The 24261-nt window shown below is 75.2% G+C and carries 24 protein-coding genes; 16 read left to right on the forward strand and 8 right to left on the reverse strand.

Going from position 1 to position 24261, the window contains the following annotated elements; translation table 11 throughout:
• The first annotated feature begins 68 nt into the window (after positions 1-68).
• Genes OO48_RS10480 through OO48_RS10500 form a run of 5 tightly spaced genes read left to right on the forward strand, consistent with a single transcriptional unit; the run spans position 69 to position 7801 of the window.
• Complete coding sequence (locus OO48_RS10480; RefSeq protein ID WP_033214528.1) at positions 69-1115, forward strand: LacI family DNA-binding transcriptional regulator; 1047 nt, start codon at positions 69-71, stop codon at positions 1113-1115.
• A 6-nt stretch (positions 1116-1121) separates the two neighbouring features.
• Positions 1122-2606, forward strand: a complete 1485-nt coding sequence (locus OO48_RS10485; RefSeq protein ID WP_033214530.1) for a glycoside hydrolase family 43 protein — start codon at positions 1122-1124, stop codon at positions 2604-2606.
• 18 nt (positions 2607-2624) lie between these two features.
• Positions 2625-4625: a beta-galactosidase gene (locus tag OO48_RS10490; protein WP_033214532.1), complete on the forward strand. Its 2001-nt coding sequence runs from the start codon at positions 2625-2627 to the stop codon at positions 4623-4625.
• Entirely contained in the window at positions 4622-6811 is a 2190-nt protein-coding gene (locus OO48_RS10495; RefSeq protein WP_033214535.1) for a glycosyl hydrolase family 95 catalytic domain-containing protein, read from the forward strand. Before OO48_RS10490 ends, OO48_RS10495 begins: the two co-directional genes overlap by 4 nt.
• A gap of 6 nt (positions 6812-6817) precedes the next feature.
• A complete protein-coding gene (locus tag OO48_RS10500) occupies positions 6818-7801 on the forward strand; it encodes an acetylxylan esterase (protein ID WP_033214538.1) in 984 nt (327 codons plus the stop codon).
• Between the two features lie 69 nt (positions 7802-7870).
• Here OO48_RS10500 and OO48_RS10505 read toward each other — a convergent pair whose 3' ends face one another.
• Both OO48_RS10505 and OO48_RS10510 read right to left on the reverse strand, forming a co-directional pair.
• On the reverse strand, positions 7871-8095 hold the full coding sequence (locus tag OO48_RS10505; RefSeq protein WP_033214540.1) for a hypothetical protein: 225 nt from the start codon (positions 8093-8095) through the stop codon (positions 7871-7873).
• Between the two features lie 380 nt (positions 8096-8475).
• Positions 8476-9162, reverse strand: a complete 687-nt coding sequence (locus tag OO48_RS10510; protein WP_033214627.1) for an MBL fold metallo-hydrolase — start codon at positions 9160-9162, stop codon at positions 8476-8478.
• Between the two features lie 130 nt (positions 9163-9292).
• Between OO48_RS10510 and OO48_RS10515 the strand changes: the two genes are divergently transcribed.
• Complete coding sequence (locus tag OO48_RS10515) at positions 9293-10150, forward strand: CHAD domain-containing protein (protein WP_051731976.1); 858 nt, start codon at positions 9293-9295, stop codon at positions 10148-10150.
• Between the two features lie 29 nt (positions 10151-10179).
• On the opposite strand, the gene OO48_RS10520 is transcribed toward OO48_RS10515, so the two are convergent.
• On the reverse strand, positions 10180-10944 hold the full coding sequence (locus tag OO48_RS10520; protein ID WP_033214542.1) for a uracil-DNA glycosylase: 765 nt from the start codon (positions 10942-10944) through the stop codon (positions 10180-10182).
• 108 nt (positions 10945-11052) lie between these two features.
• Here OO48_RS10520 and OO48_RS10525 point away from each other — a divergent pair, with 108 nt between their 5' ends.
• The 5 genes from OO48_RS10525 (at position 11053) to OO48_RS10545 (ending at position 14006) form a co-directional block, all read left to right on the forward strand.
• Positions 11053-11970, forward strand: coding sequence for a slipin family protein (locus OO48_RS10525; RefSeq protein WP_106970290.1), 918 nt, complete (start codon positions 11053-11055; stop codon positions 11968-11970).
• Positions 11971-12078: 108 nt separating this feature from the next.
• Positions 12079-12501: a CBS domain-containing protein gene (locus tag OO48_RS10530; RefSeq protein WP_033214544.1), complete on the forward strand. Its 423-nt coding sequence runs from the start codon at positions 12079-12081 to the stop codon at positions 12499-12501.
• Positions 12502-12584: 83 nt separating this feature from the next.
• A complete protein-coding gene (locus OO48_RS10535) occupies positions 12585-12773 on the forward strand; it encodes a ribbon-helix-helix domain-containing protein (RefSeq protein WP_033214547.1) in 189 nt (62 codons plus the stop codon).
• Positions 12774-12775: 2 nt separating this feature from the next.
• A complete protein-coding gene (locus OO48_RS10540) occupies positions 12776-13144 on the forward strand; it encodes a VOC family protein (RefSeq protein WP_033214548.1) in 369 nt (122 codons plus the stop codon).
• Positions 13131-14006 carry a class I SAM-dependent methyltransferase gene (locus tag OO48_RS10545; protein WP_033214550.1) on the forward strand — a complete coding sequence of 292 codons (876 nt, stop codon included), beginning with the start codon at positions 13131-13133 and terminating at the stop codon, positions 14004-14006. Before OO48_RS10540 ends, OO48_RS10545 begins: the two co-directional genes overlap by 14 nt.
• Before the next feature lie 19 nt (positions 14007-14025).
• Here OO48_RS10545 and OO48_RS10550 read toward each other — a convergent pair whose 3' ends face one another.
• The gene (locus OO48_RS10550) at positions 14026-14952 is read right to left on the reverse strand and encodes an SGNH/GDSL hydrolase family protein (protein WP_051731977.1); all 927 of its coding nucleotides are present in this window, start codon (positions 14950-14952) and stop codon (positions 14026-14028) included.
• Positions 14953-15094: 142 nt separating this feature from the next.
• On the reverse strand, positions 15095-15544 hold the full coding sequence (locus OO48_RS10555; RefSeq protein ID WP_051731978.1) for a PaaI family thioesterase: 450 nt from the start codon (positions 15542-15544) through the stop codon (positions 15095-15097).
• 99 nt (positions 15545-15643) lie between these two features.
• On the opposite strand from OO48_RS10555, the gene OO48_RS10560 reads away from it, so the two are divergent.
• The 4 genes from OO48_RS10560 to OO48_RS10575 all read left to right on the forward strand — a co-directional run bounded on the left by OO48_RS10560 (position 15644) and on the right by OO48_RS10575 (position 19132).
• A complete protein-coding gene (locus OO48_RS10560) occupies positions 15644-16747 on the forward strand; it encodes a PP2C family protein-serine/threonine phosphatase (protein ID WP_245194585.1) in 1104 nt (367 codons plus the stop codon).
• Between the two features lie 230 nt (positions 16748-16977).
• Complete coding sequence (locus OO48_RS10565) at positions 16978-17976, forward strand: Gfo/Idh/MocA family protein (protein WP_033214551.1); 999 nt, start codon at positions 16978-16980, stop codon at positions 17974-17976.
• Positions 17977-18042: 66 nt separating this feature from the next.
• Complete coding sequence (locus tag OO48_RS10570) at positions 18043-18477, forward strand: hypothetical protein (RefSeq protein WP_157845420.1); 435 nt, start codon at positions 18043-18045, stop codon at positions 18475-18477.
• A gap of 127 nt (positions 18478-18604) precedes the next feature.
• Positions 18605-19132 (forward strand): GNAT family N-acetyltransferase, encoded by a 528-nt coding sequence (locus OO48_RS10575; RefSeq protein ID WP_033214555.1) that lies wholly within the window; start codon positions 18605-18607, stop codon positions 19130-19132.
• 75 nt (positions 19133-19207) lie between these two features.
• Here OO48_RS10575 and OO48_RS39195 read toward each other — a convergent pair whose 3' ends face one another.
• The 3 genes from OO48_RS39195 to OO48_RS39200 all read right to left on the reverse strand — a co-directional run bounded on the left by OO48_RS39195 (position 19208) and on the right by OO48_RS39200 (position 22365).
• Entirely contained in the window at positions 19208-20044 is an 837-nt protein-coding gene (locus OO48_RS39195; protein WP_051731979.1) for a hypothetical protein, read from the reverse strand.
• Positions 20045-20238: 194 nt separating this feature from the next.
• Positions 20239-21234 (reverse strand): glycosyltransferase family 2 protein, encoded by a 996-nt coding sequence (locus tag OO48_RS10585; protein WP_157845421.1) that lies wholly within the window; start codon positions 21232-21234, stop codon positions 20239-20241.
• 237 nt (positions 21235-21471) lie between these two features.
• Positions 21472-22365, reverse strand: a complete 894-nt coding sequence (locus OO48_RS39200) for an aggregation-promoting factor C-terminal-like domain-containing protein (protein WP_051731981.1) — start codon at positions 22363-22365, stop codon at positions 21472-21474.
• Between the two features lie 527 nt (positions 22366-22892).
• Here OO48_RS39200 and OO48_RS10595 point away from each other — a divergent pair.
• Positions 22893-24167, forward strand: coding sequence for a metallophosphoesterase (locus OO48_RS10595; protein WP_033214556.1), 1275 nt, complete (start codon positions 22893-22895; stop codon positions 24165-24167).
• Positions 24168-24261 lie beyond the last annotated feature (94 nt).

A 24261-nucleotide genomic window follows, 5' to 3' on the forward strand; every position in this document is an offset into this window, starting at 1 on the left:
CCGGCGTCAGTAACCTGGCGCCACAGGGGCCGCAGACCCCCACGACCAGGAAAGCAGGAACCCCACCCATGGTGACACTCGCCGACGTGGCCCGGCACGCGGGCGTCTCGCCCAGCACCGTCAGCTACGTGCTCAGCGGCAAGCGCTCGATCTCGGAGGCCACCCGCCGCCGGGTCCAGCACGCCGTCGAGGAACTCGGCTACCACCCCAACGCCGGCGCCCGCGCGCTCGCCGGACGGCGCTCCCACATCATCGCCCTCGTCGTGCCGCTGCGCACCGACGTGTACGTGCCGATCATGATGGAGATCGCCGTCTCGGTCACCATGGCGGCCCGCCAGCACGGCTACGACGTGCTGCTGATCACCAACGACGAAGGCCCCGACGGCGTCCGCCGGGTCGCCGCCAGCGGCCTGGCGGACGGGGTCATCCTGATGGACGTCGAACTCGACGACGAGCGCATCCCCGTCCTGCGCGAACAGGGCATCCAGGCCTCGACGATCGGCCTGCCCGCCGACAGCTCCGGCCTGTCCTGCGTCGACCACGACTTCGCCGCGGCCGGCGCCCTGTGCGCCGACCACCTCGCCGACCTGGGCCACCGGGAGGTCGCCTTCATCGGCTACGCACCCGCCGTCTACCACCGCCACGCCGGCTACGCCGAACGCACCCTGACCGGATTCCGGGAGCGCGCCCTCGAACGCGGCCTGAGATTCCTCCACCGCCCCTGCGAAGGCACCTACGAATCCACGGCCGGCACCCTGGCCCGGATCATCGCCGACCGCCCGGACACCACCGGCTTCGTCGTCCAGAACGAGAACGCCATCGGCCCGCTGCTGCAACTGCTGCCCACCAGCGGACGCACCGTCCCCGAGGACGCCTCGGTGGTCGCGCTCTGCCCCGAACAGCTCGCCGAGCAGTACGCCCCCGGCCTCACCGCCGTCACCGGACCCGCCCAGGAACTCGGCCGGGTCGCCGTCGACCAGGTGATGCGCCGGATCGCTGCCGCCGAACGCGGCACCGACCCCGAGGACGAGATCGTCCTGCTCACCCCCGTCCTCACCCCCCGGCAGAGCAGCGGACCGCTGCTCACCCCCGTCCCGCCCGCCCGCAGGAGGTAGCGTCCCGTGACGGCCACCGACCCGGCGACCGGCCCGGCCACCAACCCGGTGGTCGCCGGCTTCCACCCCGACCCGAGCGTCTGCCGGGTCGGCGAGGACTACTACCTCGCCTGCTCCAGCTTCGAGTACCACCCGGGCGTGCCGATCCTGCACAGCCGCGACCTGGTCCACTGGCGGCAGGTCGGCAACGCCCTCGCCGACCTGCCGCTGCCGGCCGGCACCCCCTCCTCCGGCGGCGTCTACGCCCCCACCCTGCGCCACCACGACGGCCGGTTCCACCTGATCACCACCGAGGTCGGCACCGGCAACCTGCTGGTCACCGCCGAGGACCCGGCCGGCCCGTGGTCCGCGCCCGTCCGGCTGCCCGACGTCCCCGGCATCGACCCCGACCTGGCCTGGGACGAGGACGGCGCCTGCTGGTGCACCGTCGCCGGCGTCGCCCAGCTGCGGATCGACCCGGCCTCCGGCAAGGCCCTGGAGGCCCCCCGCCCGCTGTGGTCCGGCACCCGGCAGGCCCCGGAGGCGCCGCACCTGTACCGGATCGGCGACTGGTGGTACCTGATGATCGCCGAGGGCGGCACCGAACGCGCCCACAGCGTCTCCGTCGCCCGCTCCCGCCGCCCCGACGGCCCCTTCGAGCCCTGCCCGGACAACCCGCTGCTCACCCACGCCGGCCGCCACAGCCCGATCCAAAACACCGGCCACGCCGACCTGGTCCAGGGCCCCGACGGCAGTTGGTGGGCGCTGCTGCTCGGCGTCCGCCCCCGCGGCGGCACCCCCGGCTGGCACCCGCTCGGCCGCGAGACCTACCTGACCCCGGTGACCTGGGTCGACGACTGGCCCGTCATCGGCGAGGTGCCCGTCGAACTACCGTCACTGCCCTGGGAGCCGCACCCCTGGCCGGCCGAGCCGACCCGCGAGGACTTCGACGGCCCGCTGCCCCCGCAGTGGCTCTCCGTCCGCGACCGGCCCGCCGCCCACGTCACCACCGGCCGGCGCCCCGGCTGGCTCACCCTGCAGGCCCGCGGCGGCCACTTCGACGGCACCTTCACCGGCCGCCGCCAGCAGCACCACGCCGTCCGGGCCCGCGCCCGCCTCGACGCCGCCACCGGCACCGGCGGCCTCGCCGTCCGCCTCGACGACGAGCACGCCTACACCGTCGAGGCCGACGGCCGCCGCGTCCGAGTCGTCTCCCACCTCGGCGGACAGGTCACCGTCGTCGCCGAACGCGAACTCCCGCACCACGACGTGGTGCTGCGCGTCGAGACCGCCCCCGCCGCCCCGCGCGGCCCGCGCACCGGCCCCGACGCCCTCACCCTCGGCCACGAGCGGCCCGACGGCACCTTCACCGCGCTCGCCACCCTCGACGGCCGCTACCTCACCACCGAGGTCGCCGGCGGCTTCACCGGCCGCGTCATCGGCCTCTACGCCGCCGAAGGCACCGCGCACTTCGACTGGTTCGAACTCCGACCCCTCAGCCAGGGCGACTGAACGGACAGGAACACCCCCATGCCCGACCTGAACGACGCCACCCGCGGCCGCATCCTCTACGGCGGCGACTACAACCCCGAACAGTGGCCCGAGGAGACCTGGCCGGAGGACGTCCGCCTGATGCGGCAGGCCGGCGTCACCAGCGTCACCGTCGGCGTGTTCTCCTGGGCCAGGCTCGAACCCACCCCCGGCGCCTACGACTTCGGCTGGCTCGACCGCCTGCTCGACCTGCTGCACGGAGCCGGCATCGGCGTCGTCCTGGCCACCCCCACCGCCTCCCCGCCGCCGTGGCTCGGCCACCGCCACCCCGAGACGCTGCCCCGGGCCGAGAACGGCACCACCGTCTGGTACGGCTCCCGCAACCAGTTCTGCGCCTCCTCCCCGGAGTACCGCCGCCGTGCCGCCGCCGTCACCGAGCGGCTCGCCGCCCGCTACGGCGCCCACCCCGCGCTCACCATGTGGCACGTCAACAACGAGTACGGCACGCACTGCTGGTGCGACGAGACCGCCGCGCACTTCCGCCGCTGGCTGCAGGACCGGCACGGCACCCTGGAGGAACTCAACTCCGCCTGGGGCACCGCCTTCTGGAGCCAGCACTACGCCGAGTGGGACGAGATCCTGCCGCCCCGCCAGGCCCAGTACATCCGCAACCCCGCCCAGCTGCTCGACTTCGCCCGCTTCACCTCCGACGCCCTGCTGGAGTGCTACACCGCCGAACACGCCATCGTCGCCCGGCACAGCCCCGCCGTACCCGTCACCACCAACCACATGCCGTTCTGGCGCGGCCAGGACGGCTGGGCCTGGGCGGAGCGGCAGGACGTCGTCGCGCTCGACATCTACCCCGACCCCGACGCCGCCCTCGGCGCCCAGCACGGCGCGCTCGTCCAGGACCTGGCCCGCTCGATGGCCGGCGGCCCCTGGATGCTGATGGAACAGGCCACCGGCGCCGTCAACTGGCGCCCCGTCAACCGGCCCAAGCCCGCCGGACTGATGCGGCTGTGGTCGCTGCAGGCCGTCGCCCGCGGCGCCGACGCGATCTGCTTCTTCCAGTGGCGCCAATCCCGGCAGGGCGCCGAGAAGTTCCACTCCGCGATGCTCCCGCACTCCGGCACCGGCAACCGGGTCTTCCGCGAGGCCGCCGCCCTCGGCGCCGACCTCGACCGGCTCGGCCCGCACGTCTCCGGCACCCCCGTCACCGCCGGGGCCGCCCTGCTGCACGACTGGGACGCCTGGTGGGCGAGCGAACAGCCCGGCCGGCCCTCCGAGTTGCTCGACTACCAGGAGAACGTCACCGCCTGGCACCGCGCCCTGTGGGAGGCCAACCACACCACCGACCTGGCCCACCCCGCCGCCGACCTCACCCCCTACCGCCTGGTCGTCATCCCCTCGCTCTACCTGCTCACCGACGCCGCCCTCGACAACCTGGCCGGCTACGTCCGCTCCGGCGGCACCCTGGTGGCCGGCTACTTCACCGGCGTCGCCGACCACCAGGACCGGATCCGCCCCGGCGGCGTGGACGCCCGGCTGCGCGAGGTGCTCGGCCTCGCCGCCGTCCACCAGTGGTGGCCGCTGAACGAGGGCGAGACCGTCGGCTGCACCGGCGCCGACGGCCACGACTTCCAAGGATCGCTGTGGGCCGAGGAGTTGGAGACCGCCGGGGCCGAGACGGTGGCCCGCTACGCGGACGGCGAACTCGCCGGACAGCCCGCCGTCACCCGCCACACCCACGGCCGGGGCACCGCCTGGTACCTCTCCACCCGCCCCGAACCCGAAGCCCTGCGCGCCCTGCTGGCCCGCGCCGCCCGCGAAGCCGGCCTGTGCCCCGCCGTCGAAGGCCTGCCCGCCGGAGTCGAGGCCGTCCGCCGCGGCGACCTGCTGTTCCTGCTCAACCACGGCCCCCAGCCGGCGAAGTGCGACCTGCCCGGCCGCTGGGACGAGCTGCTGACCGGGCTGCACCACACCGGAACCGTCGCCCTGGAGCGCCACGGCGCCGCCGTCCTGCGTCCGGTCGCCCAGTGAACCGCCCACGCCCGCGCGGGAGTTGGGAACCCGCCCCGGCCGCCCGCTGGGAGGACGCCTTCCTCACCGGCAACGGCACCCACGGCGCGATGGTGCACGGCCGCACCCGCGACGAACTGGTGGTGGTCAACCACCACCTGCTGCTGCGCCCCAACGGCGGCGAGGACGCCCTCGCCCCGGACCTGGCCGGGCAGTTGGAGGAACTGCGGGACGCCGTCCTGACCGGCCGCGCCCGGGAGGCCGTCGCCCGCCAGGTCACCACGCCGCTCCAGTGGGTCCGCCCCTTCCACCCCGCCCTCGCCCTCCGGCTGCGGCGGGAGCCGGAGGCCGCGACGGACTACCGGCGCGAAGTCGACCACCGCACCGGCACGGTCACCACCCGCTGGAGCGGCCGACGCGCCGAAACCTTCGCCTCGCGCGCCGACGACCTGATCGTCCACCGCGAAGTGGGCACCGGCACCGTCGAGTTGACCCACCACTGGCAACTCGACGGCGCCCCGGCCGACTTGGCCGCGCACACCACCGCGAGCGGCGAACCCGGCGGCGCCGTGCTGCGCACCGACGTCCGCCACCCCGGCGGCCCCGGCTCCGCCTTCGGCTACACCTGCTGGACGCACGTCCGGGCCACCGGCGGCACCCTGCGCGCCGAGGCGGGAGCCGTCCGGGCCGAGGGCTGCGCCGAAGTCCTGCTGCTCACCCGCGTCCACCCCTGGGAGGACCCGGAGCCGCCCGCCCTCCCGGACCGCCCGTACCCCGAACTGCTGGAACGCCACCTCGCCCGGCACACCCCGGCCTACGACCGCGTCGACCTCGACCTCGGCGCGCCCGAGGAACACCGCGCCCTGCCCGGATCCGCCCTGCTCGCCGACCCGGACACCCACCGACTCGCCCTGCTGGAGCGGCTGTTCGACGCCGGCCGGTACCACCTGCTCAGCTCCGCCGGCACCCTGCCGCCCCGGCTCACCGGCCTGTGGACCGGCTCCTGGGACACCGCCTGGAGCGGCGCGCTCACCTGCGACGCCAACCTCAACCTCCAGGTCTCCTCCGCCGCCGCGGCCGCCCTCCCCGAAGTCAGCCACGCCCACGCCACCTTCGTCGCAAGCCAGTTGGACCACTGGCGGAGCAACGCCCGCCGCCTGTTCGGCCTGCCCGGCATCGTCGCCCCCGCCCACACCGACGGCCGCTCCGGCCACGCCTACCACTACAGCGAGGACTACCCGCTGCACCTGTGGACGGCCGGCGCCCACTGGCTGCTGCAACCCCTGCTCGACCACGTCGAGACCACCGGCGACACCGCCACGGCCGAGACGCTGGTGCGCCCCGCCCTCGCCGAGGCCGCCGACTTCTACCGCGCCTTCCTCACCCGCACCGGCCCCGACGGCCGACTGCTGTTCGTCCCCTCCTACTCGCCCGAGAACACCCCGCTCGGCGCCGACAGCCCGATCAGCGTCAACGCCGCCATGGACCTCGCCGCCGCCCGCCACACCCTCACCGCCACCGGCCACCACCGGCTCGCCGCGCGACTGCCCCCCTACCTGGTCAACCCCTCCGGCGCGCTGGCCGAATGGGCCTGGCCCGCCGCCGTCGACGACCAGGAGCACCGGCACCTGAGCCACCTGCACCCCGTCTGGCCGCTCGGCGAGATCAACCCGCTCGACACCCCCGACCTGGCCGCCGCCGCCCACCGCGCCCTGCGCCTGCGCGGCAGCGAGAACCACTCCGCCCACGGCCACCTGCACCGCGCCCTGATCGCGGCCCGCCTCGGCGACGCCGACCTGCTCGGCGAGGCGCTCGACGCCGTCCTGCGCGGACGCTTCTTCCACCCCTCGCTGATGAGCTCGCACTACCCGGGCCTGGACGTCTACAACGCCGACGCCGCCCACACCCTCCCCGGCGTGCTGATCGAAGCCCTCCTGCACTCCACCCCCGAACGGATCGTCCTGCTCCCCGCCCCGCCCGCCCACCTGCCCCGCGGCACCGTCCGCGGTCTGCGCACCCGCTGCCGCACCACGCTCACCACCCTCGGCTGGGACACCGCCCGGGGCCGGGTCGACGCCGTCCTGACCGCCGACACCGACCGCAGCGTCACCGTCCACCTCGGCACCGACCCCGGCCGCCCCCCGCTCCACCTCGACCTGCGCGCCGGACGACCCACCCCCCTCCACCTCGACCACCACCGGAGCTGAACCACCGTGCCGCTCACCGACCTCGACCTCGACGAACTGCGCACCTACCGCCCCGACCTCACCGCCCCCGCCGGCTTCGACGCCTTCTGGGCCGACACCCTCGCCACCGCCCGCGCCACCGGCGGCCCCGTCACCGCCGAACCGCGCACCGACACCCGGCTGACCGCCTTCGACGTGTACGACGTCCGCTTCCCCGGCTGGAGGGGCGAACCCGTCGCCGCCTGGCTGATCCTGCCCCGCGGCACCACCGAACCGCTGCCCGTCATCGTCAAGTACATCGGCTACACCGGCGGCCGCGCCCTGCCCGGCGAACACCTGCTGCCGCCCGCCGCCGGCTACGCCCACCTGGTCGTCGACAGCCGCGGCCAGGGCCACGACACCCCCGACCGGGGCGAGGGCGACGGCACCCAGTGGGCCGAGGGCTTCATGACCCGAGGCATCGACTCCCCGGAGAACTACTACTACCGCCGTCTGATCACCGACTGCGTCCGCGCCCTCGACGCCCTCCCGCAGCTGCCCGGCACCGACCCGGCCCGCGCGGTCGTCTCCGGCGCCAGCCAGGGCGGCGGCCTCGCCCTCGCCGTCGCCGCGCTCGCCCCCGACCAGGTCGCCGCCCTGCTCAGCGACGTCCCGTTCCTGTGCCACTTCCGGCGCGCCGTGCGGATATCCGGCGAGGGCCCCTACCCCGAGATCGCCAAGTACCTGCGCTGGCACAGCCGGGAGCGGGAGGAGCGAACCTTCGCCACCCTCGACCACTTCGACGGCGTCCACTTCGCTCCCCGGGCCACCGCCCCCGCCCTGTTCAGCGTCGGCCTGATGGACCCGATCTGCCCGCCCTCCACCGTCTTCGCCGCCTACCACCGCTACGGCGGCCAGGCCGCCATCGAGGTCTGGCCCTACGCCGACCACGGCGGCGGCTACGGGTCCACCGCCGTCAAGCAGCTCGACTGGCTCGCCGAACGGGGCCTCGCCCCGAAGGACGCCGGCTGACCCGTCGCCGACGGGGCCCGGGTCCGGGAGCGCCGCCTGCGGTCGGGGGACCGCAGGCGGCGGGGGTGCTCAGGCCGGGACGATCGACAGGCGGGCGGTGTTCGGGGCGACGTCACAGAAGTAGGTGACCGCCTGGCCGCGGGCCACGTAGCCCTGGCCGGCCGCCTCGCACGCGGCACCGCTCGGGTACATGCCGACGTAGACGAACCCGGCGGCCTGGGCGGACGGGGCGATCAGCAGGGCGGCCGAAGCCAGCAGGGTGGTCAGACCGAGAGCCGAAATCGCTTTGCGCATGGGTGGGTTGTTGCCTTCCTGTTCCGGGGGAGAGCGTTCCGGTCGTGATGATCCGGTGCCGGGCAGCAGCTTCCTTCAGCGGCGGGCGGTGCGGCAATGGTCGAGACCAATTCGGCCGGAAGTCGCCGGGACCGGCGCGGCCCCGGCGGCCCCGGGCCCCGGCGCGGAGCAGGAGCGCGGGGCGGCGGCCGGAGGGTGCGTCGGCGAAGGACCGGCTCCGGCGCGCGGTTCTCCGGGGCGCACCGGCGGCCCGCACCCCCGTTCCGGCCCGACCCGCCCCGGTCCGCCCGCCCCGGCGGGTGATCGCGCGGACCCCCCGGTTTCGGCCATTGGTACAGACCATGTGCCCGACGGGCCCGGTCGGGTACGGCCGTGCGGCCTCAGCGGAAGTCCGCCGCCGCCGCCCGCAGTCCGGCCGCCGCGTCCCCCACCAGCGGCGTGCCGTGCCCGAACACCGCGTTGGCGGCGCCCAGTCCGGCCAACCGGTGCAGCGAGGCGATGGCCCGTGCCCGGTCGGTGTTGAACACCCCCAGCATCGTCCGGCCCACGTTGGCCACCGCGTCACCCGTGAACAGCAGGTCCGGGCCCGGCAGGTACAGCGCCAGCGAACCGTCCGTGTGCCCCGGCACCGCCACCACCCGGGCCCCGCCCGCGAACGGCAGCACGTCCCCGTCCTCCACCTCGACGTCCACCCGGCACGGCGGCGCGGGCGGCAACTCCGGCACCGACGCCCGGATCGGCCGCTCGAACTCCTCCAGCACCGGCGGCGCCCCCGCCGCCTCGCCCCGGATCACCGGCGCCTCCGCCCGGTGCGCCACCACCGGCACACCCCCGTAACGCGCCGCCAGCCGGGCCGCGCCGCCGGTGTGGTCCTCGTGCCAGTGGGTCAGCACGATCCGCGCCAACTCCCCGCCCGGCACCGACTCCACCAGGGCGGCGACCCGGTCCTCGGCCCCCACCGGCCCGCTGTCCACCAACGTCGACTCCCGCCCGTCCGACCACAGGTAGGCCGCCCCGACCGGGAGTGCCAGCATGCGCAGACCGGGCAGCACCTCAATGACATCCATGCCGCCAGTCTGGGCGACCGCCCCGCCCGCCACCCCCTCGTTCAGCCGACGGCAGACCCCCCGGCGCGCCGCACCGGCCGCGCGGTCCGTGACCGTCCTACCCTTGGTGAGCACGGAAGGACGTGACGACGTGGCCCACCGGACCGGCGGCAGCGCGGGAGACGCCATCACCGCGCGCCTGCGCACCCTGACCACCGAACTCGCCGCACTAGAACCGGACGTCCGCGCCGACCGCCCCGACGCCGTCCACCGGATGCGCGTCGCGGTCCGCCGCCTGCGCAGCGCCCTGCGCACCCACCGGCGCCACCTGCGCGGCGACCACACCGCCACCGAGAACGGACTGCGCCGGCTCGGCCGCGCCCTCGGCCCGGCCCGCGACACCGAAGTGCTCGGCGCCCGCCTGCTCGCCCACGCCCGCGAACTGCCGCCCGGCACCGACCGCGAACGCGTCCTCGCCGAACTCACCGCCTGGCACGCCCGCGAGACCCGCGACGCCCGCCAACGCGTCCTGGCCGCCCTCGACGACGAGCGCTTCCGCCGCCTGCTCGCCGCACTCGCCGCACTCGCCGCCGATCCGCCCCTCAACTCCCGCGCCGCCAAGCCCTACGGCCCCGAACTCACCCGCACCCTGCGCCGCGAACACCGCCGCACCGCCGAACGCCTCGCCCTCGCCCGCCACACCCCCGACGGCCCGGCCCTCGAACGGGCCCTGCACGACGCCCGCAAGGCCGCCAAACGCGCCCGCTACGCCGGCGAGACCGCCGGCCGCCCCGCCCGCGCCTTCACCCGCCGGATGAAAGCGCTCCAGGACGTCCTCGGCCGCCACCAGGACGCCGTGGTCGCCCGCGACACCCTGCGCACCCTCTCCGACGGCGGCTTCGGCTACGGCGCCCTCTACGGCCGTCAGGCCGCGGAACTCGGCTTCGCCCGCGAGCTGCTGCCGCAGGTCTGGGAGCAGGTCGCCCGCCGGCCGAAGAAGCTCCGCTGAGGGGGCCGCGCGTTCAGGGGCCCGGGCCCCTACAGGCCCGCCGCCGCGGCCGCCGTGCCCAGCAGGTCGTCGACCATGGCCGGGGTGAGGCGACCGGTGTAGGTGTTGCGGGGGCTGACGTGGAAGCAGCCGAACAGGTGCAGCCCGGGGCCGCCGTCGGCGGCCGGCAGGACCGCGTGGGCGCCGTGGCCGAACACCGGCTTGGGGCGGGGCACCTGCCAGCCCGCGGCGGCCAGCACCGGCAGGACGGCCTGCCAGGCGAAGCCGCCGAGGGCGACCACGGCGCGGACGGTGGGGCGCAGCTCCTCGAACTCGCGGACGATCCAGGGTCGGCAGGTGTCGCGCTCGGCGTTGGTCGGCTTGTTCTCCGGCGGGGCGCACCGCACCGGGTCGGTGATCCGGACGCCGTGCAGCCGCAGGCCGTCGCCGTGCCAGGTGGACTCGGGCCGGTTGGCCAGGCCGAGCCGGTGCAGCGAGGCGTACAGCAGGTTGCCGGAGGGGTCGCCGGTGAAGATCCGGCCGGTGCGGTTGCCGCCGTGCGCGGCCGGGGCGAGACCGACCAGCACCAGCCGGGCGTCGTACGGCCCGAAGCCGGGGATGGGCCGCGCCCAGTACTCCTGGTCCCGGAACGCCCTGCGCTTGACCAGCGCGGTCTCCTCCCGCCAGGCCACCAGCCGCGGGCAGGCCCGGCAGTGGACCACCAGTTCGTCCAGCTCGGCGAGGTCGCGGACGCGCGGGGCCAGGACGGCGGGGGAGGCGGCTTCGTCGGAGGAGCGGGGGGAGGGCGGTTCCATGACCCGATCCTACGGTCGGCGACCGGCCCGGGACGGGAGGCGGCGGAGTAGCGTGGGAGTGCGGATCCGGGCGCGGTCCGGGCGCGGACGCGGGTCGAGGTGACGGCGATGATCGTGGTCGACGTGGTGATTGCGCTGCTGGTGGTGCTGGCGCTGTACGCGGGGCTGAGCGTGCGGATGGTGCAGCAGACCCAGCTCGGGGTGGTGTTCCGGTTCGGCCGGGTGCTGGACCAGGTGCGCGGCCCCGGCCTGGCCCGGATCCTGCCGGTGGCGGACCGGCTGCGGCGGGTGAACGTGCAGATCATCACGATGCCGATCCCCGCGCAGGAGGGCATCACCCGGGACAACGTGACGGTCCGGGTCGACGCGGTGGTGTACTTCAAGGTGGTCGACCCGGTGAAGGCGATCGTCAACGTCCAGGACTACGGCTTCGCGATGTCCCAGGTCGCGCAGACCTCGCTGCGCTCGATCATCGGCAAGAGCGAGCTGGACGAACTGCTGGCCAACCGGGAGCCGATCAACCAGGGTCTCGAACTGATGCTGGACAGCCCGGCGCTGGGCTGGGGCATCCAGATCGACCGGGTCGAGATCAAGGACGTGGCGCTGCCCGAGTCGATGAAGCGCTCGATGGCCCGGCAGGCCGAGGCCGACCGGGAGCGGCGGGCCCGGATCATCACCGCGGACGGCGAGTTCCAGGCGTCCGCGCGGCTCTCGGAGGCCGCGAAGGTGATGTCCGCGACGCCGGCCGCGCTCCAACTGCGGCTGCTGCAGACCGTGGTGGAGGTCGCCGCGGAGAAGAACTCGACCCTGGTGCTGCCGTTCCCGGTGGAACTGCTGCGCTTCCTGGAGAGCTCCACCGAACGCGCCACCGCCCAGGCCGCCGAAGCCGTCCGGGCCGCCGACGCGCCCGGCCCGGACGAGGGGGCGGACGCCCCGGGCGTCGAGCAGCTGGAACTCCCGGAGGTCGCCGCCGGACGCGTCGACGGTGCGGGCCCGTTGCGGGCAGCCCCGCCGCACGCGGCCTGAGCGGTCGACGCCAGCGGTGGCGCCCCGCACCGGCCCGGGGCGAGCATGGAGGGACGGACGTACCGTGCACGGGGCCGCCGTGCGCCAGCCACCTCGGGAGGTCCGGCCATGACCACCGCCAAAGAGATCATGCACCACGGAGCGGAGTGCGTCACCGGCGGGCAGACCCTCGCCGAAGCCGCCCGGATCATGCGCGACCAGGGGGTCGGAGCGCTGCCGATCTGCGACGAGCAGCAGAAGCTGCTGGGCATCCTCACCGACCGGGACATCGTCCTGAAGTGCGTCGCCGAGGGGCGCGACCCCGCCGACGTGCGCTGCGTCGAACTCGCCGCCGGACGCCCGAAGGTGATCGAGGAGGACGAGGAGGCGGACCTCGTCCTGGAGCTCATGGAGGAGCACCGGGTGCGCCGCCTGCCGGTGATCAACCACCCCGACCACGAGCTGGTCGGCATGATCAGCGAGGCCGACATCGCCCGCCACCTCTCGCAGGAGCGGCTCGCCGAGTTCGTCACCGCGATCACCGCGCGCTGAACCCCGCCGCACCGACGGCCGGAGCCCGTCCCACGGGCTCCGGCCGCCTTCGTTCTAGCTTGCTAGCATGCTAGCCTCCGAGTGTGGCCACCGGAGATGTCAAACAGTTCAACGTCTACCTGCCGGTCGAGCTGATCAAGCAGGTCAAGTTCCGTGCCGTCGAATCGGGCATGTCGCTGTCGGCCCTGGTGGCCGAGGCGCTCCACGCCTACCTCGACGACGACCGGAACCGCGGACAGGATCCGGCCGGAGAGCCGGGGGAGGAGGGTTGACCGTGTCGACCGAAGGCATCGAGGCCGTGTTCCTGACCACCCACAACTGGGGGCGGACGGCCGGGTTCTTCCAATCGCTGGGCTACCGGCTGGACTTCGAGACCGACCACGCCTCGGGGCAGCTCCGCAACGGCGACGGGCCGTACCTGTTCGTCGCCGAGGTCCCGGAGGGCGAGCAGCCGCACGCCCGGATCGTCCTCAAGGTCCCGGACGCCGACGCGTTCCGGCCCGGCCCCGGGGTGGAACTGCTCACCCCGTTCGAGGACACCCACTACGGGACGCGCGAGGCGACCGTCCGCGACCCCGACGGCCGCGAGTGGATCCTGCAGGCACCCGCGGAGCGGGGGGAGGGCGACGATGAGCGGCAGTGACCTGGCCGAGCCCGACAACACGGCGGTGCGGACGGCCCTGTGGCGCGCCCTGCACCTGGCCGCGGACCGGCCCCCGCACGTGTTCGAGGACGAGATCGGACTGCGGCTGGCCGACCCGGACGGCCGGGCCGACCCGGACGGGCGGTGGCGGCAGCGGCCCGACATGGACCCGGCGGGCACGGCCGGGTTCCGGGCCGCGATCGTGGCCCGGGCCCGCTGGGTCGAGGAGCTGGTCGACGAGCGGGCCGCGCAGGGCGTCGACCAGTACGTCCTGCTCGGCGCCGGACTGGACAGCTTCGCTCAGCGACGGCCCCAACCCCCGGGCGGACTCCGGGTCTTCGAGGTCGACCAGCCGGGGCCGCAGCAGTGGAAGCGCAACCGCCTGGCCGCCCTCGGCTACGGCGTCCCCGACTGGCTGCGCCTGGTGCCGGTCGACTTCGAACGCGGCGAGGACTGGCTGGAGCGGCTGGCCGCGGCCGGGTTCGACCCCGGCCGCCGCGCCGTGGTCGCCTCGGTCGGTGTCAGCATGTACCTCACCGAGGACGCCACCCGCGACGTGCTGCGCGAGGTCGCCGGACTGGCCGCCGGAACGACCCTGGCGATGACCTTCCTGCTGCCCGCCGACCTGCTCGACCCGGCCGACCGGGCGGGCCTGCGCGCCAGCGGCGAGGGCGCCGCCCGGGCCGGGACGCCGTTCCGCAGCTTCTACACCCCCGAACGGATGCTGGCCCTCGCCCGGGAGAGCGGCTTCCGGGAGGTCGGCCACCTCTCCGGCCGGGCCCTCGCCGCACGCTGGTTCGCCGATCGGCCGGACGGCCTCCGCCCCTCCAGCGGCGAGGACTTCCTGCTCGCCACCGTGTGAGCGGGGAGCCCACCGGCCGTCACCCCTGGTACCGCCCGGGCAGCTTGGCGAGGAAGGCGTCCGCGATCACCCGGTAGCCCGCGTCGTTGGCGTGGATGTCGCCGCGCGCCATGTTGGTCCACTGCAGGATCCGGGCCACGTTCAGCGGCACCTGCTGCCCGCCCAGCGGCACCGTCGGCGCGAAGGCGTCGGTGGCGAAGGCGCCCGCCACGTCGGCCGTCGGGACGTGGTGGCGGGCGTCCACGCCCTCGATCACGCCGTTCAGCGAATCGCTCAACTCCACCGAGGCGGTGGCCAGTTGCTTACCCAGATCGCCGGTCACCCAGGCGGCCAGGAACGGGTCGTACAGGTTCATCCCGACGATCCGGGTGCGCGGGCCCGCCGCCGCCCGCAGCTCGCCCAGGATCCGGTCCAGCCCGGTGCGGACCCGCTCGATGCCGTCCAGCGCGCACGGCAGGTCCAGCGCCCCGCCGGCGGCGCAGCGCTGCACGTCGTTGGCGCCGATGTCGATGGTCACCAGCACCTCGTCCTTCCGGTGCGCCTTCAAGTAGGCGACGGCCGCCGACAGTTGGGAGCCGGTGAAGGAGTGCGGGTACGGGCAGCCGCCGTTCGCCATGGTGCCGGTGGTCTCGCCCGGGCAGCCCAGGTCGGTGAACTCCAGCGCCCGGTGGCCCCGGGCGGCCCGCGACTCCAGCTCCCCGGCCAGGTCCTGCGCGTAGCCCCGGCCCACCACGTGCCCGCCGTCCGGCGTCGACTGGTAGCCCGCCGCCAGCGAGTCCCCCAGCGCCAGGTAGTACGCGGTGCGGCCCCGCCCGTCCGGCCCGCCCTTCCCGCCCGGGCCGTGCCCGGCGTCCTGCGCGGACGCGGGGGCGGCGCCCGCGGCGGCGAGCGTCAGGGCGGTGAGAGCGGCGGCGACGAGCGTGCGGCGGCGCGCGATCGGGCGCACGGGACCTCCAGGCGGCGACGGATCGGGATCGAATCGACCAGGGGAGGCTACTGCCCGGTACCGCCGACGGGTAGGGGTCGCGGCTCGACTGCCGCTCCGGTGCCCGGTGCCCGGTGCTTCGAGGGGCGGGGCCGGCGGCCGGTCAGCCGGGGAAGGCGTACACGGCGGTGGCGTGGGCCACCGGCTCGTCGGGGGCGCCCGGGACGGTCAGCGCGATGTCCGCGAAGGCGACCCGGCGGCCCAGCTTGGTCAGCCGCGCGGTGACCAGCAGGTCGGTGCCGCGGGCCGGCCGCTGGAAGGTGGTGGACAGCTGGACGGTCGTCATCGGTGCGAAACCGCCGAGCGCCGCGCAGACCGCGATCACCGCGGCGGTGTCGGCCGCCGCCGTCATCGCCTGCCCCGACAGGCCGCCGCCCTCCCGGGCCAGCCGCTCCGACCAGGGCAGCCGGAGCACCGCGTGGCGCTCGCCCGTCTCCACGGCGGACAGCCCCAGCTCCCGCACCCAGGGCGCGAAGTGCTCGGCGAGGACCCCGTCCGCCTCGGCGGGGGTGAACTCGCGTTCCACGTGGTCGGTGGCGGGGGTGGTGGCCATGGAACCGATGGTAGGGGCCTGCGGTGACGCAGCGCCACAGTCCGCGCGCGCAGCGTGCACCGGGTCGTGGGCGCGGCGTCCGCGGGGCATGGTGGTGGGGTGGGAGTGCGGCGGAGAGCGGCCGGGCTGCTGGGCGAGTGGCGCACCGGACACCTGATGGTGCTGCTGCCGCTCGGCCTGATCGTGCTGATCTCCGCCATCGACATCTCGCTCTCCCCGAACATCCACCTCGGCCCGCTGCTGGTCGTCGCCCCCGCCATCACCCCGTCCTTCGCCGGCACCCGGCTGACCGCCCTGGTCGGCGCCCTGGCCCTGATCGCCCAGGCCGTCATCGCCGCCCTGCACGGCGGCCTGCTCACCCCCAACCACCAGGCCCAACTGGCCGCGCTCGCCGTGGTGACCGGCGTCATCGTCGCCTACACCCGCATCCACGAACGCCACGGCCGCGAACTCGACCGGGTCCGCACCGTCTCCGACGCCGTCCAGCGCGTCGTGATGCGGCCGCTGCCCGACCGCGCCGGGCCGCTGCGGATCGCCACCCGCTACCTCGCCGCCGACGACGAGGCCAACGTCGGCGGCGACCTGTACGCCGCCGCCCGCACCCCGCGCGCCACCCGGCTGCTGATCGGTGACGTCCGCGGCAAGGGCCTGGCCGCCGTCGGCGACGCCGCCGCACTGCTCGGGGCGTTCCGCGAGCTCGCCCACCAGCACGAGGACCCCGCCGCCCTGGCCGACGCCCTCGAAGCCTCCTACCGCCGCCACCTCGCCGAGCTCACCGCCGGCGGCCAGGACGTCCAGGAGAACTTCACCACCGCCCTGGTCCTCGACCTCCCCGACGACCGCCCCACCGTCCGGGTCGCCGACTGCGGACACCCCCCGCCGCTCCTGCTCACCCCCGCCGGCGCCGCCCCGCTGCCCCTGCGCCGCGCCGCCCCGCCGCTCGGCATGAGCGCGCTGGGCCCGGTAGAGCGCCGCACCGAGGAGTTCGACTTCCCGCCCGGCAGCATCCTGCTCCTCCACACCGACGGCGTCACCGAGGCCCGCGACACCGCCGGCGCCTTCTACCCCCTCCCGGCCCGCGCCGCCGCCCTCCCCGCCGGCACCCCCGGCACCCTGCTGGACGCCCTGCGCGACGACCTGCTCGCCCACGTCGGCGGCCGCCTGCCGGACGACGCGGCGATGATCGCCGTCGCGCGCGAGTAGCGGCACCACCGGGGGCCCGGGAACGGCGAGTCCGCGCCGCCGACGGCCGGATCCCGGTGAACGCCCGCGCGGATCCGGGCCGGGGAACGGAACCCGGAGCCCGGTGCCGCGCGACGGCGGCGAACCGTCGGCAGCCCGGGATCCGCCGTCGCCCGGGCCCCTGATGCCGCCTCCCACCAGGTGGATAGGGTGGGGCCGCCCGTACCGCCGCAGGACCGGAGGAGCCTCCCGTGCAGCCGATCACCGACCGTCCGATCCGTTGGGGCATCCTCGCCACCGGGGGGATCGCCGCCTCCTTCGTGGAGGACCTGGCGGCCGTCCCCGGGGCGGAGGCGTTCGCCGTGGCCTCGCGCCGGGAGGAGACCGCCCGGACCTTCGCCGAACGGCACGGCATCGCGCACGCGCACGGCAGCTGGCAGGAGCTGGCGGCCGACCCCGAGGTCGACGTGGTCTACGTGGCCACCCCGCACGCCGCGCACCACGCCGCGACCGCGCTGCTGCTGGAGGCGGGCAAGGCGGTGCTGTGCGAGAAGCCGTTCACGCTGAACTCCGGCCAGGCCGCCGAGCTGGTCGCGCTCGCCCGCAAGCGCGAGGTCTTCCTGATGGAGGCGATGTGGACGTACCTGGACCCGACGGTGCGGCGGATCGCCGAGCTGGTCGCGGACGGGGCGATCGGTGAAGTCCGCTCGGTGCAGGCCGAGTTCGGGTTCACCGCGACGGAGGACCCGACCCACCGGCTGTGGGACCCGGCGGCGGGCGGCGGCGCCCTGCTCGACCTCGGGGTGTACCCCGTCGCGTTCGCCCAACTGCTCCTCGGCGCACCGGAGTCGGTGCAGGCCTGGGCGCGGCTGACCGACCTCGGAGTGGACGCCAACACCGGCATCCTGCTCGGCCACGCCGGCGGTGCGACCGCGCTGCTGTCCTGCTCGCTCGACGTGCAGTGCGGCCAGCGCGCCTCCGTCCAGGGCAGCACCGGCCGGATCGAGATCGACCGGGACTTCTTCCACCCGGCCGGGTTCACCCTGCACCGGGACGGCGCCGAGCCGGAGGTCTTCACCGGCCCCGCGAAGGCCGGGCACGGCTACGGCCTGGAGGCGGCCGAGGTGATGCGCTGCCTGCGGGCCGGCGAGACGGAGTCCCCGCTGGTGCCGCTGGACTCCACGCTGTCCGTGATGCGCACCCTGGACGCCGTCCGGGAGCGGATCGGGGTCCGCTACCCGGGCGAGTGATCCGGGCGGCCGCCCGGACGGCTGTCACCGGACGCGCGCGAAATGGACGTCCACCGGCCTCGGGCCATGAGGAACACACTGGGACGAAGGATCGCGTTCATCGGTGCAGCGGTGGCCGTCGCGCTCGTCATCGGTGCATCGAGCGCCGGTTGTTCGAGTAGCAAGAACGATTCGGGCGGCACTTCCAGCGGTACGCCGACGGCTGTGGGGACGGAGGCGGACTCCCTGAAGGCTTCCGCGGCGGGTTCGTCCGGTGCGACCGCCGCGATGAAGACCGCGGTCGCCGACCACGTGACCAAGGTCGGCGGGGCCCATGGCACGGTGAACATCTACACCGACCTGACCGGCAGCCTCGGGTCCAGCGACGGCGACACCGCGAAGCTGGTCGTCTCCGCCGCGACGGACCGGGCGGCGCAGGAGCACAAGCCGGTCACCGCTGGGGCGGGCCTGATCACGGTCTACAACGAGAGCGGGGCGATCCTCTCGAACGGCGACTACTGACACCCCGGCCCCTCGCCGCGCGGCGCCACCACCGGTGGGGCCGCGCGGGGTGGCCAGGACTGGACGTCGGGGGCCGCCGCGTAGGCTGCCGTCCCGTCCTTGACCCCACCGCGAGGAGGAACCGTCCGTGCCGGGCCGCACCCGCATCCGTCTGATCGAGCCCGCCGACGCCGCCGCGATCGCCGCGCACCGGGCCCGGGACGTCGAAGCCTTCCGCCGCTGGGAGCCGGACCAGCCGGCCGGGTTCTCCACCGAGGCCGGCCAGGCGGAACGGATCGACCGCCTGCTGGCCGGGCACCGCGCCGGTACGCTCTGGCCGGGCGTGGTGCTCGCCGACGGGCAGGTGGTCGGCCAGGTCACCGTCGGCGGCATCCTGCCGCAACCCCACCTGCGCCGCGCCTCCCTCGGCTACTGGATCGCCACCCCCGCCCAGAACCGGGGACACGCCGGCCGCGCCGTCGCGCTCGCCCTCCGGCTGATGGCGGACGAACTCGGCCTGCACCGCGTCGAAGCCTCCACCAACCTGGAGAACCTGCCCTCGCAGCGCGTCCTGCGCCGCAACGGCTTCACCCCGTACGGCGTCGCGCACTCCTCGATCCTGCTCGGCGGCAGCTGGCACGACGCCCTGCTGTGGGAGCGGATCCTCGCCCCCTGACACCGGCCCCGCCGGGGGCGGCGCTCGGGACGGTGGAGGCCCGGCCGCCGCCCCCGGAGACTGGTTGACGCCCCGTCAGGGGTTCTCGGGGGAGGTGGTGTGCTGCTGCGGGATCACCGGCTGTCCCGGGTCCGCCGTCGCGGGCTGGGGGAGCGTGGCCAGGACGGCGGCCTGCGCGGCGGTCTGCGGGGTGGCCGGGGCCGTGGTGGCGGGGGCGGGGGTGCCGGGGGCAGGGGCGGCGGCCTGGATCTTGTCGTCGCGCTCGTCGTCGCCCGCACCGTCCTTGGTGGTCAGGACGGTGTCGAAGACCTCGCGGAGCTTGTCGGTGGCCTGCTTGGAGAACAGGCCGCACAGCCCGGCGATCCCGGCGAAGCCGTACGGGTTGGTGGCCGTGCCGTCGGTGCCGTTGGCGAACAGGCCACCGCGCAGCAGGAAGTAGACCAGCAGGGCGAGCGCCCCGCCGATCGCGGTGCGCAGCAGGTACCAGGGCAGCCAACTGGGCAGCAGTTGCCGGTTGCCCGCGTAGGTGGCGAAGGAGGTGGCGGCGTGCACGAAGCTGCCCAGGCCGCTGGCGGCGAGCACGGCCAGCAGCATGGCCGTGTTGGAGGTCAGGTGCCAGGGGCCGAGGCCGAGCACCGTCCACGGCATCGGGTCGCCGGTCGGGGCGTGTTCGGCGGTCAGCGTGGTGAGCGGCGTCCAGACGCTGATCAGCACGGCCATGCAGGCGAACGCCTCGGCCAGCAGCAGTGCCCCCAGCAGGAGCAGTGTCCAGCCGGACATCAGCCGCTGCGGCGGGAGTTGGCCGGCGGTCTCCGGACCCGGCCCGCCGGCGGTCTCGGTCGGGTCGGCGGCCGACGGGTCTGCGGCCGGGTCCGGCGTCGGGGCCGCTGACGGGGAAGCAGGGGAGGACATCGGGGAGTTCGCCTTCCGGTCCGGTGGGTGCGTGCACGGAACTGGGCGCGGTGAGCTGGGTACGGAGCGGACCCGAACTGTCCGCGGGCACGGACTCTACCCCCCGGACCCGGCGAACGGTGCGTCAAGACACCGTGCCTGCCGTGTCGTTCACCGTGCCCGGCTACCGGAACCGCCCCCGCGCGCCCGGCGGCTCAGCGGCGGCCGCCCGCCAGCCGGGAGAACTTGGCGACCTCGAAGGTGGCGTACGAATTCGAGGCCAGCAGCGAGAACTTGATGCCCTCGCGGCCCTCGGGGCGCCGGTACCCGCTGGGCAGGAAGCGCTTGTAGTGCTCGGCGGCGCGCTGGAAGAACTGCGGGCGCTCGGCCCGGGTCAGGCACCCCGGCAGGTCGAAGACGAACAGGTAGTGCCGGATCATCCTGGTGAACAGGTGCGGGCGCACCGCGGCGGTGACCGGCTCGGCCTCGACGGGCTGCGCGTCCAGCAGTTCGAAGGTGCTCGCGTAGCGGTCGAACAGGTCGAAGTGGCTGGCGCCCTCGCTGCCCGCCGGGTGCAGGGTGTGGCGGCGGCGGATGGTGACGCACTCGCGGTCCAGCACCGCGACCCGGGTGGCGGCCAGCAGCGAGCGGTGCACCGCCGGGACCTCCTCGTAGAAGCCGTCCGGGAACGCCGGGATGGTCCCGCTGCGCATCAGCCGGTCCCAGACCAGCGGCGGGGCGCCGAACAGTTCGGGCCGCTCGGCGGGGGAGAACACCGCGGGCCCGGCGGCGGCCAGCAGTTCGGCCGCGTTGCCCGGCCAGACCTTGCCCCGGTACTCCCGGCTGTGGCCGAACAGCAGCACGTCGACCTCGCCGGTCTCGGCGAGCCGGGCGTCCATCGCCTCGAAGGCGTCCTCCGGCAGCAGGTGGTCGGCGTCCAGGAACAGCAGGTACTGCCCGCGGGCGTGCGCCGCCCCCGCCATCCGGGCCCGCCCGATGCCGGTCTCGGCCTCCAGCCGCAGCACCCGCACCCGGGCGTCACGCAGTTCGTACGCCTCGACCAGCCGCTCGGGGCAGTGCTCGGAGGGGGTCTGCACCACGATGATCTCGAACTCGCGGAAGGACTGTCCGAGCAGCGAGTCGAGACACTCCTTCAGTTGTCCTTGCTCGTCGTAAGCGGGCAGCACGACGGTGATCAGTGGTGGGGCCATGGCCGGGAGGCTAGGGGCGGGGACAGCCCCAGGCAAAGGTCGGAAGCCGCACCAAAGCATCGATACCGGACATCAGCCACGGGAAGTTCGCGAAATCTTCACCGAACGGACATGACTGTGCGCTGAAATGTCCGGATACGGGGCGGAACGCCGCGACTTGCTGACGTATCGTCAGATGTACGCACCGTGGTGGAGCTGCGGAGGCCCCGTGCGAGCGGGCCCCCGCAGCCGACCGGATCAGTACCAGTTGTGCGCCTGCCAGAACGACCACGCCGCGCACGGGCTGCCGTACGTCTCGTTCATGTACTGCAGGCCCCACTTGATCTGCGTCACCGGGTTGTCCCGCCAGTCGGCGCCCGCCGAGGCCATCTTCGAACCCGGCAGCGCCTGCATCAGGCCGTACGCCCCCGAGGACGCGTTGGTCGCGTGCACGTCCCAACTGCTCTCCCGCTCCACGATGTTGGAGAAGCACTGCAACTGTCCCGCCGGCACGATCCGCGCCGCGATCTGCTGCGGCGTGCCGCTGTACGCGGAAGCCGAGGGCGAGGAGGCGGAGGCGGCCGCCGACGGGGAGGCGGTGGCGGACAGCGACGGCCGCTGCTGCGCGCGGGACGCCGCCGAGGCGGACGCGGACGCCCGGGCCTTCGCCTCCGCGGACGCCGCTGCCTTCGCCGAAGCCTCGGCCTTCGCCTTCGCGGCGGCCTCCGCCTTGGCCTCGGCCTCCGCCTGCGCGGACGCGGACGCGGATGCGGACGCGCTCGCACTGGCCTCCGCCGCCTGTGCGGACGCCGAGGCGGCGGCCTCCGCCTCGGCCTGCGCGGAGGCGGATGCGGAGGCGGACGCCGACGCCGAGGCGGCGGCCTCGGCCTCCGCCCGGGCCTGCTGCGAGGCGGACACCGAGACGGCGGACCGAGACGCGGCGGCGGACCGCGAGGCGAAGGTGTCCGAGGACAGCTGCGGACGGTCGGCCAGCGTCGGGTTCGCGGTGGCGGCGGCCGGGTCCCCGCTCTGCGGCAGCGCGAGCGCCAGGGTGGCGGTGCCGGCGACGGCGAGCGTGGCGATGCCCGTCACCAGGGCGTGCCGGTGGCGGTGGAGCTTCTCCGAAAGGGTCAGGGTCCTGCGATGGTGCACGGCGACCTCTCCTCGCGCGGGGCCGGACGGCCGGACGGACACGGTGGCCGCCGACCGGGACGCGGAGCGCGGGCGGCGCACGCGGTGGCAGGGGATCCGGCGGTGGAACCGGCCGGACCGCCTGGCGGACGAGACATTCTTGGCAGACGCCGGAGACCCGAACAATGGCCCTCGAAACTACTCGCCGTAGTAGCCGACCCGGTGGCGAGGGCGCAGAAAGCCCGGTTTACCCGACCCGCCCGCACTGCAAACCCGTCCCCGCCGGAGCGTCTGTCCACGCGTCGCTGACCTGCGCGTTCGCCGCCCGCTGCGACACGCCCGAGCGGCGCCCGCGCCCCCCGTGCCCGCGATCCGCCGCACACCAACTACCGGGGGCCGTAGACCGCCACCCGCATGTGCTCGGGCTCACAGGGGGTGACCGGGAACCGAACCGGGACCGGCACCCACCGCGTCCGGCCGACCACCCCCCGTCGACATCCCGCCGACCCGCCGTCCGGCCCGCCGGACCCGGCACGGATACTTGTCCGATGAAGATCGCGGTGATGGCGGCGGCGGCCCTCGGGCTGATCGCACTGCTCGGGGTGGCGCACTGGTACCTGTGGCGGCGGCTGGTCCGCGACGTCTCCCGCCCCGGCGGGTGGTACCGCCGCGCCGGCACCGTCCTGGCCTTCCTGCTGCCCGCCCTGATGCTGCTCGCGGCGGTCGGCGGACGGGCCTTCCCGCTCGCCGTGGAGCGCTGGTTCGCCTGGCCCGGCTACCTCTGGATGGCCGTCGGCCTCTACCTCCTGCTCGCCCTGCTGGCGGGCGAGGTGCTGCGCCCCCTGCTGCTGCGCCTCCACCGGGGCCGGACGGCCGCGACCGCCCCCGCCGCGACCGCCGCCGCCCCCGTCACCGTCCCCGCGACTCCCGGAACCTCCGCGCCCCCTGCGGACGAGCCGCAGACCGGGCCCGCCGGGCCGGTGCGGCCCGCCGTGGAGGCGTCGCGGCGCCTGTTCGTCTCCCGCGTGGTGGCCGGCGGCGCGGCGGCGGTGGCCGTCGGGGTGGTCGGCAACGGCACGTACGGGGTGCTGCGCGGACCGCGGCTCAAGCACGTGACGGTGCCGCTGGCGAAGCTCCCGCGCGCCGCGCACGGCTACCGGATCGCGGTGGTCAGCGACATCCACCTCGGACCGATCCTCGGCAAGGCGCACACCCGGCGGATCGTCGACACCATCAACGCCGTCCAGCCCGACCTGGTCACCGTGGTCGGCGACCTGGTCGACGGCACCGTCCCCGAGCTCGGCCCGGCCGCCCGCCCGCTGGCCGACCTGCGCGCCGAGGACGGGGCGTACTTCGTCACCGGCAACCACGAGTACTTCTCCGGCGCCGGGCCCTGGGTGGAGTTCGTCCGCGAGCTGGGCGTGCACCCGCTGGAGAACGACCGGGTCGAGCTGCCCTGGTTCGACCTGGCCGGCGTCAACGACATCGCCGGCACCGCGCAGGGCCAGGGGCCGGACTACGGGCGGGCGCTGGGCGACCGCGACCGGGCCCGCGCCGCGGTGCTGATGGCGCACCAGCCGGTCACCATCCACGACAGCGTGCGCCACGGCGTCGACCTCCAGCTCTCCGGCCACACCCACGGCGGCCAGCTCTGGCCCGGCAACCACCTCGCCGAACTGGCCAACCCCACCGTGGCCGGCCTGGAGCGCTACGGCGACACCCAGCTCTACGTCACCCGGGGCGCGGGCGCCTGGGGCCCGCCGGTCCGGGTCGGCGCCCCGTCCGACATCACGGTGGTCACGCTCGCCTCGCTCCAGACCTGACCCGGGGTGCGGCGCCGGGAAGCGCGCGGCCGGGAGGCCGTCCCGCAGCCGTCCCGCGGCCGTCCCGCTGCTGCCGTTCCGCAGCCGCCGTCCG

Origin of the sequence: Kitasatospora phosalacinea (genome assembly GCF_000716545.1) — a bacterium.
In the GTDB taxonomy this organism is placed as follows: Bacteria; Actinomycetota; Actinomycetes; order Streptomycetales; family Streptomycetaceae; genus Kitasatospora; species Kitasatospora phosalacinea.